The following is a 17,073-nucleotide window of genomic DNA, read 5'->3' on the forward strand; positions in this document are numbered from 1 at the left end:
GGCTTCGCTTGACCGCGGACTCCGCGAAGATGCATTCTACGCAAGGATTTGGGTGGGGATAGAATGATGGCGACCGCGGCCGTGCGGACCCCAAAACGGGAGCTGGAGCCTCATTGGCGCGATGCGCTGCGCGCGTCGTTGAAGCGGCTCGCCCTTCGCACATGGGGTGCGATGCTGTTCGGGCTTGCGGTCGCGACAGCCGTCGCCCTGGCCACCCACAGCACGACCGACCCTTCGTTCAGCACGGCTGCAGGCGGTCCGCCCTCGAACTGGATCGGAAGCTTCGGCGCTTACGCCAGCGATGCCTTGCTGCTCTTGTTCGGCATGGGGTCTGTCCTGTTCCTGCCGGTCGTTGCCCTTGCCGGACTCCGGATGATGCGGCTGGAGCCGACCGGGCGGGTTGGCCGCGCACTTCTGGTGGCGGCTGCCGGAGCGATCCTCATCGGAATCGCGCTCAGCCTGACCAGCGGCTCGGCCGTCTCGGGCCTTCCGGGCGGCTGGGGCGGCGCGATCGGTCTTGGCGCGGCCTACGGAGTCGATGCTGCTATCGGTCTCATTCGCGAAGACGCGGTTGCAGGACCGGTCCGCCTCGTGGTGCTGATCCTGTTTGCACTGGCTGGCCTATTCCTCGGCTATCTGGCGCTCGGGCTCCAGGCTACCGAGAGAGCCTGGGTCACCAACATCTTCCGTCGCGAACCAAGGCCGCGAGTAGCCGCGCCCCGCCGAACGATGGAGGCCGCGGAAGATCGCTCGACGAGCGCTGCTCCGCCGAAATCGCGGCCCGCCGTTGCCGTTGCCGAGCCGCCGAGGCCGATCGCCGCCGCGCAGGCTCGCGGAGGCAAGCGACCGAGCGCCGCAGCCCAGCAGAGCCTTGCGCTTGGCGACAACTACCAGCTGCCGCTGATCGAGCTGCTGGCGTCGCCACCGGAAAAGGGCGGATCGAAGATCGACCGCGCCGGACTTGAGCGGAATGCCCGCTTGCTCGAATCCGTCCTCGAGGACTTCCACGTGCGAGGCGACATCGTCGAAGTCCGGCCCGGACCGGTGGTTACGATGTACGAGCTTGAGCCCGCGAGCGGGATCAAGGCGAGCCGCGTCATTCAGTTGGCCGACGACATCGCCCGCAACATGTCGGCGTTGTCTGCCCGCGTCGCTACGATCCCCGGCCGCAGCGTCATCGGCATCGAGCTTCCCAATCCCAAGCGCGAGGCGGTGGCCCTGTCCGAACTGATCGGAAGCCAGGCCTACGCCGATCAGAACATGTCGCTGCCGCTGATTCTCGGCAAGAACATCGCCGGCGATCCGGTCATCGCCGACCTTGCGCCAATGCCGCACCTGCTGGTTGCGGGCACGACCGGGTCCGGAAAGTCGGTCGGTCTCAACTGCATGATTTTGTCGCTGCTCTACCGGATGACACCGGATGAGTGTCGGATGATCATGATCGACCCGAAGATGCTCGAATTGAGCATGTATGACGACATTCCGCACCTGCTGTCCCCGGTCGTGACCGAGCCGTCGAAGGCAATCCGCGCGCTCAAGTGGACGGTCGAGCAGATGGAGGAGCGCTATCGCATGATGGCGAACCTCGGCGTGCGCGCGCTGCCCAGCTTCAACCAGAAGGTGCGCGACGCGAAGGCCAAGGGCTCGAAGCTCGGGCGCCGGGTGCAGACCGGATACGACGCAAGCTCGGGCCAGCCGATCTACGAGATGGAGGAGCTCGAATACGACGTCCTTCCGCAGATCGTGGTCATTGTCGACGAGCTCGCCGATTTGATGATGACCGCCGGCAAGGAGGTGGAATTCCTCATCCAGCGCCTCGCCCAGAAGGCGCGCGCCGCCGGTATCCACCTCATTATGGCCACGCAGCGACCGTCGGTCGACGTCATCACGGGCGTGATCAAGGCCAACCTGCCGACCCGCATCAGCTTCCAGGTCACGAGCAAGATCGACAGCCGCACCATTCTCGGCGAGCAGGGGGCGGAGCAGCTGCTGGGCAAGGGCGACATGCTCTATATGCCGGGCGGCAAGCAGATCATCCGAGTCCATGGCCCGTTCGTCAGCGACGAGGAAGTCCGGGCGGTCGCCGAGCATTGGCGCAGGCAGGGCGTGCCCGACTACATCCAGGCAGTTACCGAGGAGCCCGAAGACGGCGGCTATCTGTTCGACGGCCAGCCGAGCGGCGAGGACGATGCGGAAACGCAGCTGTTCCGCAAGGCGGTTCAGATCGTCGCCGAAAGCCAGAAAGCCTCGACCTCTTACCTCCAGCGCCAGCTGCGCATCGGATACAACAGCGCGGCACGCCTGATCGAGCGGATGGAGAAGGAAGGTCTCGTGGGTCAGCCCGACCATGTCGGCCGCCGCGAAGTGCTGATCGACCCTGACGGGCACCCGATCTGAGGCCTCGCGAACCTGAACAACCGGGAACCGGCGGGTTCAGTCCGCATTCAATGGCCGATTGCCACACCGGCCATGAATTCCCAGGAGTTTAGTAGATGAGCTTTCCCAAACACCTAGCGCGCGCCCTTGCGCCGGTCGCGATTGTCGCCCTCGCGGTTCCCGCAGAGGCGCAACAGTCCGATATCGCCAAGGTCGAGGCGCATCTTTCCGCCGTTCAATCGATGACGGCCAATTTCACGCAGACGGATTCGCGCAATCGCGTTGCGCGCGGCACGCTGCAGCTCAAGCGGCCGGGCCGGATTCGCTTCCAGTATGACGGGAACGATCTCGTCCTCGTCGGCAACGGCAACAAGCTGACGTTCGTGGACTACCAGGTCGGCCAGAAGAACAGCTGGGATCTCAACAAGACGCCGCTCGGAATCCTGTTATCGGCCAATCCCGACATCAACCGGATCGCCAGAATCGTCCCACAATCCGATCCGAGAGTCCTCGTGGTCCGAGCCCGCGATGCACGCCGGCCGGAGTTCGGAACCCTGCTCCTAGCCTTCGTTCGTAGCCCGTCGGCGCCCGGCGGTCTCCTGCTCGAGGGCTGGACTGCGATCGACGCGCAGAACAAGCGCACGACGATCAAGCTCGACAATCAGCGCTACAATGTCGCCGTTCCGGAAAGCGCATTCGCCTATGCGGAGCCCAAAAAGCGCAGGTAATAGAATAACGTAGCGGTTTGAAACCGTTCATCGCGGCGTCAGGTTCGGCATGGTAAACGATCTACTGATCGTGCGGATTTAGCCTGGGGTTTCCCCCTGTTACCCACGGCCCGCCTGATCGCCTTGCGTGACGAACGCTTGGTCGGCCCTCGCTCCATGCCCCCGGAGCGGGGGCCTTTTCTTTGCCTCCAACACAGAACGGGCTAAGCGCGACGCGTGTCCAAGACCATCAAGATCGCATCCTGGAACGTGAACTCGGTCCGAGCCCGGCTCGGCATCGTCGAACGCCTGCTCCGCGAGGAGCAGCCGGACGTTCTTTGCCTCCAGGAAACCAAGGTCACCGACGATATATTTCCCGCCAATCTGTTTCGAAGCCAAGGCTACGAGCATCGTGTTCTGAAGGGGCAGAAGATGCACCACGGCGTCGCGATTCTCAGCCGCCTGGAGCTTCGAGATTCGGGTAGTCACGATTGGCAGGACAATGGCGAGGCGCGCCACGTCGGCGTGCGGCTACCGTGCGGTCTCAGGCTTGAGAACGTCTACGTCCCCGCCGGCGGAGACATCCCTGATCGCACCGTCAATCCGAAATTCGGCCAGAAGCTCGACTTTATCGAGCGTATGACCCGTTGGTCCGAAGGTCTTCGCGAGCCGACCCTGATCGTCGGCGACTTCAACGTCGCTCCGCTTGAATGCGACGTCTGGAGTCACAGGGCGTTGCTGGACGTCGTCAGCCACACGCCGATCGAGATCGATGCCCTGACCCGGTTGCAGCAGGCGCATGACTGGATCGATATCGGCCGCCGTTTCGTCCCCGCGCCAGACCGCAACTTCACATGGTGGAGCTACCGCTCGCCCGACTGGACGAAGAACGATCGCGGTCGACGTCTCGACCACATGTGGGTTTCGCCGCAAGCGAAAGAGCGCGTGCTGTCGCATAGGGTGCTGGAGCCCTGCCGAAGCTGGGAACGGCCTTCGGACCATGTTCCCCTGATTTGCGAGATCGCCATTTGAGCCGCTCGGGGGCGGTCGAGCGGGCGATCGCTGCGTTGCGCACTGGCCGCGCGGTCAGGATCGAAGCCGGCGAGCCGTTCGTCTTCGTCTCGATCGAGACCGCCACACCTGAGCTGCTTCGCCTTCTGGATCCGGAATCGAAAAGTCCTCTGCTGATCAGCGGCAGGCGCGCCGCGGCCCTGTCGTTGGCGAACGAACGCGACGCCGCCGACCCCGCGCAACCCGTGCTCGTAGCGCGCGAGCCGTGGCTCGATCGGGCCGCGGCGATCACGCTGGCCGACCCCGCGCAGGATCTCGCCCGAGCCCCGATAGGGCCGCTACATTCGCTTCGCCTGAAGTCGCCTGACGCCGCACAAGCGGCCCTGGTGCTGACGCGAGCCGCCGGCCTTTTGCCGGCCGTGTGGCTCGTAGATGCGCCGGACGCTTCAATCTCGATCCCGCTAGACGAGCTAGTTGGCGACAACCTCCAACCGGACGTTACGTTGCTGTCCCGCGCGCGCCTGCCGCTCGACGGCATGCCAGACACGCAGATCTTCGCATTTCGTGGATCGGACGACGGGCAGGATCATGTTGCTCTCCTTGTCGGCGCGTTCGGCGGGAAGCCTCCGCTTGTTCGGCTCCACAGCGAATGCCTGACCGGCGACGTGTTCGGCTCGCTCAAGTGCGATTGCGGACCGCAGCTGAAGGAAGCGCTTCGCTTGATCGGCGCGGCTGGAGGGGGCGTGCTCCTTTACTTGCGACAGGAAGGTCGCGGGATCGGGCTCGCCAACAAGCTTCGAGCCTACGCGCTACAAGATCGCGGGCTGGACACCGTCGATGCCAACCTTCGGCTCGGCTTCTCCGACGATGAGCGGGACTACGCCCACGCCTCGGCAATCCTTCGTGCACTCGGAATTGAGGAAGTACGGCTGCTCACCAACAATCCGAACAAGGTCGCGGCGCTGGAAGCCGAAGGCATCAAGGTTGCGGAGCGCGTCGCTCACCATATGCCCGCCAACCCGCACAATGCCGACTATCTGGCGGTGAAGCGCGAAAAGAGTGGACACCTGCCCTGATCGTCTAACGGACCAGCCCGACCCCGGTCGCGAGTCCCAGAAAGAGCAGGAAGCCCATCGAATCCGTCATCATGGTGACGAAGATGCTGCTCGCAACCGCGGGGTCCGCTCCATAACGCTCGAGCGTCAGTGGAATGAGGACGCCTGCCAGACCTGCAACGAGGATGTTGAAGAGCATCGCCACGGCAATCACGCCGCCCAACTGAGGGCTTCCGAGCACGAGCGTAACACCGACGCCGATTAGGACGGCAATTGTCAAACCGTTGAGAAGCGCGACCCGGATCTCTCGACCTACCGCGCGCCATCGGTTCGATCCTGTAAGCTGGTTTGTCGCGAGGGCCCGGACGGTGACCGCGAGCGTCTGCGTTCCAGCATTGCCGCCGACACCGGCAACGATCGGCATGAGCACCGCCAGGATCGCCAGGCGTTCGATCGAATGCTCGAACTGCCGGATGACGAACGCCGCGACGAGCGCGGTGAGTAGGTTGGCGATCAGCCAGCGAACGCGGGCGCGATAACTCTCCGTCACCGGCTCGTTGATGTCGCCCTCGTCGCCCGCGCCAGAGAGAAGCAGGACGTCCTCGCTCGCTTCTTCCTGGATGATGTGGATGACGTCGTCGACGGTAATCATCCCGACGAGCCGGCTTTCAGTGTCGACCACTGCCGCCGAGACAAGCGCATATTTCTGGAAGCGGAGCGCAACGTCTTCCTGGTCCATGTCGACCGGGATCAAAGTCTGATCCCGTTTCATGATGCTGCTGACCAGCGTCGTTCTCGGGCTGCGAAGGATCGTCGAAAGCTTGCAAGTCCCGACCGGGTGGTGGTCGGGCGAGACTACGAAGACTTCCCAGAAGTCGGTTGGAAGTTCGTCTTCGGACCGCAGGTAATCGATGACCTGGCCGACCTTCCAATGCTCGGGAACAGCGCACAAATCGCGCTGCATCAACCGGCCCGCGGATTCTTCCGGATAACTGAGCGCTTCCTCGACCGCGGCGCGGTCGTCCGGCTCCATCTTTTCGAGGACGGCCTGCCGCTCGTCCCGATCGAGATCCTCGATCAGGGCGACCGCGTCGTCGGTTTCCATCTGGCCTGCGAGGTCGGCAACCTGCTGCGGCTCCATCTCGTCGATCAGGTCTTCGCGAACGAAGTCGTTGAGCTCGGCAAGGACGTCCGGGCTGATGATCCCGGCCAGAGCCTTGACCAGACCCTCGCGCTCGTCGCCGCGGGCAAGCTCGATCAGGTCGGCGACGTCGGCCGGGTGGAGTGGCTGCACCAGTTCGCGCGCGACCGCATCGTCGCCGGCTTCGACTGCGTCCAGGACCCTGTCGACGAACTCGGGCCGAAGCCGATCTTCCTCATCGATCGGCGCCTGAGCCTTCTGCTCGGGGGCGGCGGTTGCGATGTTCTCGCTCTCGCTCATGCCTAAATCCCCCGCTCGACCCGTGAGGGCCGTCCTATTGCCGCGCCCGCACTGGCGCAACCCGCTTGGGCCGCCTAAATCGCCGCCAACTTTCCTCTTTTGACCGGAGCAGACCGATGGCCGACGACGAACGCCTTGTATTCAACCTTTCGAGCGGCGGCGATGTCGTCATCAAACTGCGCCCCGATCTCGCGCCCGGCCACGTTGATCGGATCAAGGAGCTGGCGAAAAGCGGTTTCTACGACGGCGTCCTTTTCCACCGCGTGATTCCCGGCTTTATGGCCCAGGGCGGTGACCCGACCGGCCGCGGCACCGGCGGCTCCAACCTTCCGAACCTCAAGGCCGAATTCAGCCGCGAACCGCACGTCCGCGGCATTTGCTCGATGGCTCGCACTCAGGATCCCAACAGCGCCAACAGCCAGTTCTTCATCTGCTTCGACGACGCTCGCTTCCTCGACAACCAGTACACCGTTTGGGGTGAGGTCGAGAGCGGCATGGAGCATGTCGACGCGCTTCCGAAGGGCGAGCCGCCGGCGAACCCGGGCAAGATCATGAAGGCCGAAATCAGGCCGGCGAGCTAAGGCGATGGACCCGAGGCCGGCGACTCTCATCACGGGCGCGTCCGCCGGCCTCGGCGTCGAATTCGCCAGGCAATGTGCAGCGCGCGGCGACGAGGTCATTCTCGTCGCGCGCCGAAAGGATCGCCTCAACAAGCTCGCCGCCGAACTCGGCAAGGCGCACGTCATTGCCGCCGATCTGGGCAAGCCAAACTCGCCGGCCAAGTTGCTTGAGGAGATCAAGTCACGCGGGCTGTGGGTCAGGACGCTCATCAACAATGCCGGTTTCGGACTTCGCGGTCGGTTCGACGCGCTGCCGCTCGATCGCCAGCTTGAGATGATTGACCTCAATATCCGGTCCCTGACCAATCTGACCTTCATCGTTATCGATGACATGCGAGCGCACGGGGGCGGATCGATTCTCAACGTTGCCTCGACCGCCGCATTCCAGCCAGGCCCGAACATGGCGGTCTATTTCGCGACCAAGGCCTACGTTCTCTCGTTCACCGAAGCGCTGCACGAGGAGTGGAAGGACCGCGGGATCAAGGTGAGCGCGCTTTGTCCCGGCCCGACGCGGACCGAGTTCGGCGACGTGGCAGGGATCAAGACGCTCGGAAGTTTTGACCGCCTTGCGATGGAAGCGGAGCCGGTCGTCAGGGCAGGACTAGAAGGGCTCGACCGCAATCAAGCGATCGTGATTCCAGGCGCGACGAACAAGATCGGGGCCTGGTCGACGCGCCTGGCTCCACGCTCGACGGTCCGAAAGATTGCCGGGTCGCTCAAGTTCTGAAGGGGTTTTCTTGGGCTTCAGCCGCACCACATTGAACCCAATCACGCTGCAGCCGTTACGCTAGCGGCACGAAAATGGAGGAATGGTCGCGTGGCCGATACGGATACTCTCGAACGACCGACTACGGCCCGCGTGCAGGTGGCGAACCTTCCGCCGGCGGACGGTGGCCGTGGTTTTGCCCGGCTATCCCTCAACCTGATGAAGTCGCTCGGCCTTAACGAAGGCGACGTGATCGAGATTGTCGGCAAGCGGTCGACGACTGCTCGCGCCCTCCGACCTTATCCCGACGATGCCGGCCTCGATATCATTCGTCTCGACGGCCTGCAGCGCTCCAACGCCCGTGTCGGATCGGGCGACTATGTCGAGGTCAAGAAAGCCGAATCGAAAGCGGCGACGCGCGTGGTCTTCGCGCCGGCCACCGACAATATCCGTCTCCAGGGCTCGGCGATCGCCTTGAAGCGCAGCTTCGCGGGACGGCCGGTGACCGAAGGCGACGTCGTTGCCACGACCGGGCACCAGCGAATCGATTCAAATATTCCCGAAGAAGTCCGGCAGATGCTCAACGCGCCTGCCTTCGCGCTTCATGAGGTTCGGTTGAACGTCGTCAGCACGACGCCCAAGGGCATCGTCCATGTCGACGCCAACACGCAGATCGAGCTGCTCCCCGAATATGCCAAAGGCGAAGGCGAGCGCCGCGCGGACGTCACGTACGACGACCTCGGAGGCATGCGCGACACGATCGACGCGCTGCGCGAGATGGTCGAGCTTCCGTTGCGCCATCCCGAACTGTTCCAGCGCCTCGGCGTCGATCCGCCCAAGGGCGTGCTGCTCCACGGCCCGCCCGGCACCGGCAAGACCCGGCTTGCGCGAGCGGTCGCGAACGAGAGCGATGCGAAATTCTTCCACATCGCGGGGCCGGAGATCATGGGCTCGGCCTATGGCGAGAGCGAGAAGAAGTTGCGCGAACTTTTCGAGCAGGCCGCCGAATCCGCCCCGTCGATCATCTTCATCGACGAAATCGATTCGATTGCGCCCAAGCGCAGCCAAGTGACGGGCGAGGCCGAAAAGCGGCTCGTCGCGCAGCTCCTCAGCCTGATGGACGGGCTGGAGCCGCGCCAGAACCTCGTCGTGATTGCCGCGACCAACCGGCCGGAAGCGATCGACGAGGCGCTTCGTCGCCCTGGCCGGTTCGACCGCGAGATCGTAGTCGGCGTTCCCGACGAAAAGGGACGGCGCGAGATTCTCGGGATCCACACCAGAGGCATGCCTCTCAGCGCGGAGGTGGATCTCGATGAGCTGGCACGGCAGACCTACGGCTTCGTCGGCGCGGATCTTGCAGCGCTGACTCGCGAGGCGGCGCTGGAGGCAGTCCGGCGGATCATGCCGCGCCTCAACCTTGAGGACGAGGCTATTCCTACCGAGATCCTCGATGCTCTGTCGGTCGAACCACACGACTTCATCAATGCGCTGAAGCGCGTGCAGCCTTCCGCAATGCGCGAGGTCATGGTCGAGACGCCGTCGGTCAACTGGGACGACGTCGGCGGCCTCGATGCGGCGCGCGACCGGCTCCGCGAAGGTGTCGAGCTCCCGCTCAAGCATCCGGAAGCATTCCGCCGCCTTGGTATCCGTCCGGCCAAGGGTTTCCTGCTCTATGGCCCGCCGGGAACAGGAAAGACCTTGCTCGCCAAGGCGACCGCGCGCGAGAGCGAAGCGAATTTCATCGCGACCAAGTCGTCCGACCTGCTCAGCAAATGGTACGGTGAAAGCGAGCAGCAGATCGCCCGCCTGTTCGCACGCGCCCGGCAGGTCGCACCGACGATCATCTTCATCGACGAACTCGACAGCCTCGTGCCCGCGCGCGGCGCCGGTCTTGGCGAACCGCAGGTGACTGAGAGGGTGGTCAACACGATCCTCGCCGAGATGGACGGGCTCGAAGAGCTCAACAATGTCGTGGTCATCGGCGCGACCAACCGGCCGAACCTGATCGACCCGGCGTTGCTTCGGCCAGGCCGGCTCGACGAACTAATCTACGTCGGCACTCCGGACACTGCCGGCCGGCGGCGGATTCTCGCAATCCACACTGAGGAAATGCCGCTCGCCAAGGACGTCGACCTCGAATCGCTCGCCCAGCGGACCGAGCGTTTCACCGGCGCCGATCTCGAGGATTTGGTCCGCCGTGCCGGATTGACCGCGCTTCGTCGCGGACTCGAGGCGAAGGAAGTGACGATGGCCGACTTCGAGGCCGCCCTTACCGAGACCCGCGCTTCGGTCACGCCCGAAATGCTCGACGAATATGAGCGCATCCAACGGACATTGAAAAGCGAAGCGGTGCGACCGACAGGTATCGGCTTCGTTCTTCCGGGAATGCTCCGGTCACGCGGCGGCGACGGTAAGGGCTCGGACCACTAAAAGCGCGGAAGCGCGCGTCGGGACCAGATCGCCAGAGCGACGAGCAGCGCGGACGAAATTGCGAACGGCAGGTTCGGGTTGACGAGGTAGAGCGCCATGCCGAGGGCCGGTGCGGCCACCCAGCTGATGCCGTTCGCTGCCGTGATCAGCCCTGCCACTCCGCCTTGCTCCGCCAGCGGGACCGCAAGCGACGCACCGCCGGTGAAGCCCGGCCGGGTGAAGCCGAATCCGAGCGAAGCAAGTGCGAACGACAAAGTGATTCCATAAAGGTCGCGAGCGATCATGGCTCCGGCGAGCCCGATCGCGGCCACCAACGCCCCTGAGAAAATCAGGGCCTGCGGCTTCAGGTTCAGCCTCGGGATCAGGCCCCATTGTGCCGCCAAGGTGGCGGACGCGCCCGCCATCATCACGATCGCGATCGAGGCTTCCGATCCATGCGGCTCGAGGTTGAGCCGGTCGATCACGAAGAAACCGATGCAGGTCAAAGTCGCCGCCTGCGCATGGCCGGCCGCGACGCCAGCCATGATCCACGACCGAACGCGGGAGTCCTTCCAGCTTAACCTCTTGCTCCTCGGCGACGTCGCCGCGACGACGCTAGCTCCTGTCGGCTGCGAGGCTCCTGACGGATAGCTCATTGCCGCGCCATGGCCGATGCGGCGGCCATATCGATCGTTCGGAAGCCACAGAAGAACTGCGGCGAATACGGCGATTGCGATCAGCGCAAAGGCGAACAAAGGGCCGGCCAAGCCTACCAGCGGAAGGACGAACAACGGCGCGACCGCCGGACCGATGATCGTTCCAAGGCCGAAGGAACTGGAGAGCGCCGACAAGGCAGCGACGCGGCCGCCCCTTCTCGTCTTCGCTGCGAGATAGGCCTGGGTTGCGGAAGGCGTCGAACTGCCCAGAGCGCCGTAGATTGCCCGGAACATGCCGAACAAAAGGAACGTCACTCCTCCGCCGATCGCGCCGATCAGGCCGAGGTGAAGGACAGTCCCACACAACAAGCTTGATGCGATGAATCCCGACAGTCCGAGCAGGGTAAGCGCCTTGCGTCCGTGGTGATCGCTCTTCTCGGCCCAGAAAGGCGCGAGCGCGACCCACAGGACCGCCGACCAGGTGTAGGCGACCGCAACCCAGAAATCGGAGATCCCGATCTCGCGTCCTATGGCCGGCATCACCGATTGCAGCGCTGTATTGCCCGAGGCGGCGACCAGCATTGCTGCATAAAGCAGCAGGAAATGAGTGCGCGTCAGCGCGGTCGTTCCGACCTTTAGCCTCGTCGATTCCCGGAGCACGCGACTCTCTAGCAACAGGTTCGAGGCCAAGAAACCGCCGGAACGGATCAATCTTGAGGAAGAGCCGATGTACCGATGTGGTGCAGTCTGAGGGGCGCTCGGTGGGACCTGTTCCTCGACGGCTATGGCCCAGGGGGCGTTGTCGGCATCCGCAGCCGCGACCTGTTCGCCGACGGCGGCCTTGCTGTCTCGCGTCCAGTCTGGGGCCGTTTCTCTGCCGATCTCGGTGTCTGGGGCGGGTACCCGCCCGGCCTTTATCGCGTCGATGCTGGTGCGCGGATTTCGGTGCGCGTGCGCTCGAACGTGAATGTTCATCTCGACTGGCGTCAGAGGCTGGCGGGTACGGCCGAGCCGGATTCCGGACCGGCGGTAACATTGGGGGGCCAAATTCTAGCCGCCGAAAACAGCCGTTGCGCTTGGCCTCAAGCCGACTTTGCCGCTAGTCCTTCGTTGCCGATGGACATCTACCTCCCGATCGCCGGCCAGTCGGTCAATGCGCTGTTGATCATCGCGCTTGGCGGGGTCGTCGGCATCCTGTCGGGCATGTTCGGTGTCGGCGGCGGCTTCCTAACGACGCCACTGCTGATCTTCTACGGAATCCCGCCGACCGTGGCGGTCGCATCGGCGACGACGCAGATCACGGGCGCCAGCGTGACCGGTGCCATGGCTCACATGCGGCGCGGCGGCGCGGATTTGCAGATGGGCGCGGTGGTGGTTGCCGGCGGCATCATCGGCTCGCTGGTGGGCGCCGCGATATTCCGTGCTCTGCAGGCGAGCGGCCAGATCGATGTCGTCATCGGCTTCATGTACGTCGTTCTGCTTGGCTACATCGGCGTGCTCATGCTCAAGGATGCGCTGATTGCGCTCGGTTATGTGAAGGCCGCCGCGCCGCGCCAGAGACCGAGGCACAATCGCTGGGTGGCCACCCTCCCGCTCCGCTGGCGCTTCTACAAGTCGGGTCTCTACATCTCCCCGCTGGCGCCGCTCGCGCTCGGCTTCGGCGCGGGCATCCTGACCATGCTGCTTGGCGTCGGAGGCGGCTTCGTACTCGTCCCGGCGATGATCTATATCCTGGGTATGCCGGCCCGCGTCGTGATCGGCACGTCGCTCGCAATCATCCTGGTTATCAGCGCGGGCACGACGATGGTCCACGCGCTGACCACACGGTCGGTCGACATCGTCCTTGCGGCGCTCCTCCTCGTCGGTGGCGTCGTCGGTGCCCAGTACGGCGCAGCGCTCGCCACTCGAATGAAGCCCGACTTCCTTCGCCTTGCGCTTGCGGTCGTCATTCTCCTCGTCGGGATGCGGATGGCGCTCGGGCTTGCCTGGCGTCCGGACGAGATCTTCACGGTGGAATATCTGTGAAGATCGGTCGCGCCTTGGTGCTTGCGATCGTTTCGCTCGCACTGATGGCGCAGGCAAAGCCCGTGCTCGTTCCGGACGTGTCGGCGCGCAGGATCGAGATCCGCTACAGCTTCTCGGGCGCCCAGCTCCTCCTATTCGGAGCGATCCTCTATCCACGCGGCCGGTTGCCGGAGCGCGCCCCGGACATCGCGGTGGTCCTTCGCGGACCGGTGCAGCCGATCCTCATCCGTGAAAAGCAGAAGATCGCCGGAATCTGGATGAACGCGGATTCGGCGCGCTTCCGGTCGGCGCCCGCTTTCTACGCAGTGGCCTCGTCACGGCCGATTTCGCAGCTCGTCGATGAGCGCACGGCGGCGATCTACGAAATCGGCCTGCAGAATTTGCAGCTTTCGCCGGGCTCGGGAGCGTTGCCGGAAAAGGCGCGCCACTTCGAGGCCGGACTGATCGATCTTCGAAAGCGCAACGGCGTTTACTACGAAAGCCCGCGCGGCGTCGAAATCAGCGAAGGCGTGCTCTACCGCGCCCGCATTTCCATCCCGAGTCAGGTGCCCGTGGGGACCTACACGGCCGAGACTTTCCTCATCCAGGATGGCCGGGTGCTCGCCGTCGCCACACGCGACATCTACATCGGCAAGAGCGGATTCGAGCGCTGGGTATCCCTCGTCGCCCGCCGCCACGAGTTCCTCTACGGCCTTGCTGCGGTGGTGATGTCGCTGTTCCTCGGATGGGCTGCCGCGATGGTGTTCCGGCGCCGCTTCTAGACCTTAAGGTAAATCTTAACCGCTCGCGCTTACCAGTTTGCTCCAGATCAAGTTAACGCGAGTTGGGGCGGATTAATGGACGAACAACCGAACCTGCAGAGTTTCGTAAACGAAATCAGCAGCTTCAGCGATGATGGCGGCGCGCAATCGAAAGCGGTGTCTGCGGCGGCAAGCCTTCAGGCTATTGGCGAGGTCGTCGAGATCGCCGGCTCGGGCTCGCGAATCCGGATGGATGGGGCGGTGCTCGCTAGTCTGCACAACCATTCCGATCCTTCGGTCGCCATGTCCGGCCAGGTCGGCAGCCAGGTAAAGATGTCAGTCGCCGGCAGCTGGCTTATCGCGAACGTCCGCACCATGAAGAGCGGCGACAACGGCGAGATCCTCGCGTCTATCGACTTCCTCGGCGAAGGCGCTCGGGATTCCGCAGGCAACATGTCCAACTTCCGTCGCGGTGTGACGCGCTATCCGATCCCGGGCGAAAAGGTTCTTGCAGTCTCGACGCAGGATCTCCGCTCGGTGTTCGCGGCTGACGACAGCCCGCACGTTGAGATCGGCACGGTCTATCCGACCGACGACATTCGCGGCGCACTCTACGTCGACCCGATGCTGTCGAAGCACTTCGCGATCCTCGGATCGACCGGTACCGGTAAGTCGACCTCGGTTTCGTTGATCCTGCACCGCATTTCGGAGCTCAGCCCCGAGGGTCACATCGTGATGATCGACCCGCACGGGGAGTATTCCGCAGCGTTCAAGGACTGCGGCGAGCTGTTCAACGTCGACAACCTTCAGCTTCCTTATTGGCTGATGAACTTCGAAGAGCATTGCGAGGTCATGCTGACCACGCATGGCTCGGAGCGTCAGCGCGACGCCGACATCCTCGCCAAGTGCCTTCTGGCTGCCCGCACCAAGGGCAAGAACGTCGAGCAGTTCGGCAAGGTGACCGTGGATTCACCGATCCCGTACCTTCTCGCCGACCTCAACGGCATCGTCGTGAATGAGATGGGCAAGCTGGAACGCGCCGGCGATACGCTTCCCTATCAGCGCCTGAAGACGAAGCTCGAAGAGCTTCGCGCCGACCCGCGATACACCTTCATGTTCTCGGGCATGCTCGTTTCAGACACGATGGGAGGCTTCCTCGCGAAGTTGTTCCGCCTTCCGAGCCACGGGCGTCCGATTTCAATCGTCGACGTGTCGGGCGTTCCATCCGAGATTACCTCGGTGGTGGTTTCGGTGCTCGCCCGCATGGTGTTCGACTATGCGATCTGGTCGCGGACAGAACCGCAGCGTCCGATCCTACTCGTTTGCGAAGAGGCTCACCGTTACGTCCCGAAGGACGAGAACGGCGGAGCCCAGGCCGTCCGCAAGATCCTCGAGCGTATCGCCAAGGAGGGCCGTAAGTACGGTGTGTCCCTCGGCCTCATCACGCAGCGTCCGTCCGACTTGGCGGAAGGCGTGCTGTCGCAGTGCGGTACGATCATCTCGATGCGTCTGAACAACGACCGAGACCAGGCCTGCGTGCGTGCGGCGATGCCGGAAGGTGCCCGCGGCTTCCTCGATGCGATCCCGGCGCTCCGCAACCGCGAGTGCATCGCCTGCGGCGAAGGCGTCGCGATCCCTATCCGTGTTCGCTTCGACGACCTCGAGCCGGAGAAGCGTCCGGCCTCCGCCGACCCGAGCTTCGCTGCCCTGTGGCGCGAGACCGGCGGCGAAGAGGGCATCATCCAGCGCACCGTCAAACGCTGGCGCGGCCACGGCCGTTGATCGGCTAGGCGTCCGCTCTGACCTGCGGACCGCCCGGTAGATAATTCCGCCGGTAAGTGGCGGGCGAGATCCCGAAGCGACGCCGGAAATGGTGTCGGAGCGCCTCGACCGACCCGAAGCCCGCTGCCGCAGATATCTCGTCGATTGAGCCGCGAGTTTGCTCGAGCAATTCTCGAGCCGCATCGATGCGAGTGTTGATCAGCCACTCGCCGGGAGTGGTCCCGGTCGCCTCGCGAAACCGGCGAAGGAACGTGCGCTCGCTCATCGCCGCCGCGCGGGCCAGCCGGCTGATGCTGTGATCTCCCGCCAGATTTGCGCGCATCGCGTCGAGCAGAGGTGCTAGCGTCCCGCGCTCCGGCACTACCGGCCGCTCGATATACTGCGCCTGTCCGCCTTCACGATGCGCCGGCATCACGAGGCGTCGCGCGACCGCGTTCGCTTTCTCGGCGCCGAAATCGCAACGGACCAGGTGAAGGAGCAGGTCGATGCCCGCCGAGCTGCCAGCTGAAGTAAAGATCCGTCCGTCGCCGATATAGAGAACGGATGCGTCCACGTTGACCTGTGGAAACCGGCGGGCGAGCGCCTCCGAGTAGCGCCAATGGGTCGCGACGGTCTTCCCGTCCAGCAATCCGGTTGCCGCCAGCACCGTTGCTCCCGAGCAGATCGACATTAGCCGCGCGCCACGGGAATGCGCTGCGACCAATCGCTCGATGAGGGACTGCGGTACTGGTGCATCGATCCCGCTCCACCCAGGGACCACGATTGTTCCGGCACTATCCAGCGCTTCGAGCCCGCAATCCGCCGTGATCGCGATGCCACCGCGCGCATGCATCCGGCCCGGTGCCACTGCTGCCGTCGAGAAACGGTACCAGTCCTCCCCCATCTCCGGGCGGGCAAGGCCGAAGACCTCCGCCGCGATCCCGAATTCGAAAGTGCAAAGTCCGTCGTAAGCGAGCGCAACGACGCTTCTGTTGAAAGAGGACGGATCTTCCGGCGAGTTTGGCATGATCTTGCTGCTTATTGGCATTTACGCCACTCACCCGTGGATAGGAATAGCCTTATGTCCAGCGGATCAGAAGGAGACGATCCGATGTCCAATGGTGTCACCGAAATTCCGGCCGCCGACGCGACCAGGGCGCTGTCGCACTTCGCCGCAGCCTTCGAGTTCGAAACAGATTGCTGGGACACGCATCAGGCACTGGCGTCCGGTAATCCGGGTTTCGTGCTTCTCGACGTTCGCGGGCCGGCTCTGTTCGAGCGTGGTCACATCCCCGGGGCGATCAACCTGCCTCACGGAAAGATAATCGGGTCGAAGATGGCGCAGTGGCCGGCGGACACGCTTTTCGTAACCTATTGCGCCGGCCCGCACTGCAACGGCGCCGCGCGCGGCGCGCTTCGGCTGGCGAGGTTGGACCGGCCGGTGAAGATCATGGCCGGAGGGATCACCGGCTGGCTCGACGAGGGCTTCCCCCTCGAAACTGAGTTGCCTGAAGCTTGAGTGCGATCTTAATTTGAACCCACCCGTGAACCTTCAAATCTCGCGCG

The 17,073-nt window shown here is 64.0% G+C and carries 14 protein-coding genes; 11 read left to right on the forward strand and 3 right to left on the reverse strand.

Annotated elements, in window-relative coordinates; all coding sequences use genetic code 11:
- Positions 1-63 precede the first annotated feature (63 nt).
- The 4 genes from ACMC5O_RS13185 to ribA all read left to right on the forward strand — a co-directional run bounded on the left by ACMC5O_RS13185 (position 64) and on the right by ribA (position 5,170).
- Positions 64-2,397 (forward strand): DNA translocase FtsK 4TM domain-containing protein, encoded by a 2,334-nt coding sequence (locus ACMC5O_RS13185; protein WP_426692990.1) that lies wholly within the window; start codon positions 64-66, stop codon positions 2,395-2,397.
- A gap of 95 nt (positions 2,398-2,492) precedes the next feature.
- Complete coding sequence (locus ACMC5O_RS13190; RefSeq protein ID WP_187708401.1) at positions 2,493-3,104, forward strand: LolA family protein; 612 nt, start codon at positions 2,493-2,495, stop codon at positions 3,102-3,104.
- 216 nt (positions 3,105-3,320) lie between these two features.
- On the forward strand, positions 3,321-4,115 hold the full coding sequence (locus ACMC5O_RS13195) for an exodeoxyribonuclease III (protein WP_426692991.1): 795 nt from the start codon (positions 3,321-3,323) through the stop codon (positions 4,113-4,115).
- On the forward strand, positions 4,112-5,170 hold the full coding sequence (gene ribA, locus ACMC5O_RS13200) for a GTP cyclohydrolase II (protein WP_187708400.1): 1,059 nt from the start codon (positions 4,112-4,114) through the stop codon (positions 5,168-5,170). The genes ACMC5O_RS13195 and ribA overlap by 4 nt, the downstream gene beginning before the upstream one ends.
- 4 nt (positions 5,171-5,174) lie before the next feature.
- Here the strand turns inward: ribA and mgtE are convergent, their stop codons facing one another.
- The gene (gene mgtE, locus ACMC5O_RS13205; RefSeq protein WP_426692992.1) at positions 5,175-6,590 is read right to left on the reverse strand and encodes a magnesium transporter; all 1,416 of its coding nucleotides are present in this window, start codon (positions 6,588-6,590) and stop codon (positions 5,175-5,177) included.
- A gap of 116 nt (positions 6,591-6,706) precedes the next feature.
- Between mgtE and ACMC5O_RS13210 the strand changes: the two genes are divergently transcribed.
- The 3 genes from ACMC5O_RS13210 (at position 6,707) to ACMC5O_RS13220 (ending at position 10,346) form a co-directional block, all read left to right on the forward strand.
- Positions 6,707-7,171 carry a peptidylprolyl isomerase gene (locus tag ACMC5O_RS13210; RefSeq protein ID WP_187708399.1) on the forward strand — a complete coding sequence of 155 codons (465 nt, stop codon included), beginning with the start codon at positions 6,707-6,709 and terminating at the stop codon, positions 7,169-7,171.
- A 4-nt stretch (positions 7,172-7,175) separates the two neighbouring features.
- Positions 7,176-7,937 (forward strand): SDR family NAD(P)-dependent oxidoreductase, encoded by a 762-nt coding sequence (locus ACMC5O_RS13215; protein ID WP_426692993.1) that lies wholly within the window; start codon positions 7,176-7,178, stop codon positions 7,935-7,937.
- 90 nt (positions 7,938-8,027) lie between these two features.
- Complete coding sequence (locus tag ACMC5O_RS13220) at positions 8,028-10,346, forward strand: CDC48 family AAA ATPase (RefSeq protein WP_187708398.1); 2,319 nt, start codon at positions 8,028-8,030, stop codon at positions 10,344-10,346.
- On the opposite strand, the gene ACMC5O_RS13225 is transcribed toward ACMC5O_RS13220, so the two are convergent.
- The gene (locus tag ACMC5O_RS13225) at positions 10,343-11,641 is read right to left on the reverse strand and encodes an MFS transporter (RefSeq protein WP_246444185.1); all 1,299 of its coding nucleotides are present in this window, start codon (positions 11,639-11,641) and stop codon (positions 10,343-10,345) included. The two genes, ACMC5O_RS13220 and ACMC5O_RS13225, sit on opposite strands and share 4 nt — an antisense overlap.
- Before the next feature lie 456 nt (positions 11,642-12,097).
- Between ACMC5O_RS13225 and ACMC5O_RS13230 the strand changes: the two genes are divergently transcribed.
- The 3 genes from ACMC5O_RS13230 (at position 12,098) to ACMC5O_RS13240 (ending at position 15,528) form a co-directional block, all read left to right on the forward strand.
- Positions 12,098-13,006, forward strand: a complete 909-nt coding sequence (locus ACMC5O_RS13230; protein ID WP_187708396.1) for a sulfite exporter TauE/SafE family protein — start codon at positions 12,098-12,100, stop codon at positions 13,004-13,006.
- 44 nt (positions 13,007-13,050) lie between these two features.
- Positions 13,051-13,767 carry a TIGR02186 family protein gene (locus ACMC5O_RS13235; protein WP_187709977.1) on the forward strand — a complete coding sequence of 239 codons (717 nt, stop codon included), beginning with the start codon at positions 13,051-13,053 and terminating at the stop codon, positions 13,765-13,767.
- Between the two features lie 75 nt (positions 13,768-13,842).
- On the forward strand, positions 13,843-15,528 hold the full coding sequence (locus tag ACMC5O_RS13240) for an ATP-binding protein (RefSeq protein WP_187708395.1): 1,686 nt from the start codon (positions 13,843-13,845) through the stop codon (positions 15,526-15,528).
- Positions 15,529-15,532: 4 nt separating this feature from the next.
- Here ACMC5O_RS13240 and ftrA read toward each other — a convergent pair whose 3' ends face one another.
- Positions 15,533-16,555, reverse strand: a complete 1,023-nt coding sequence (ftrA, locus tag ACMC5O_RS13245; protein WP_426692994.1) for a transcriptional regulator FtrA — start codon at positions 16,553-16,555, stop codon at positions 15,533-15,535.
- 63 nt (positions 16,556-16,618) lie between these two features.
- Between ftrA and ACMC5O_RS13250 the strand changes: the two genes are divergently transcribed.
- A complete protein-coding gene (locus ACMC5O_RS13250) occupies positions 16,619-17,026 on the forward strand; it encodes a rhodanese-like domain-containing protein (RefSeq protein WP_426692995.1) in 408 nt (135 codons plus the stop codon).
- Positions 17,027-17,073: the final 47 nt, after the last annotated feature.

Origin of the sequence: Sphingomonas sediminicola, from assembly GCF_049991885.1 — a bacterium.
Classification (GTDB): Bacteria; Pseudomonadota; Alphaproteobacteria; order Sphingomonadales; family Sphingomonadaceae; genus Sphingomicrobium; species Sphingomicrobium sediminicola.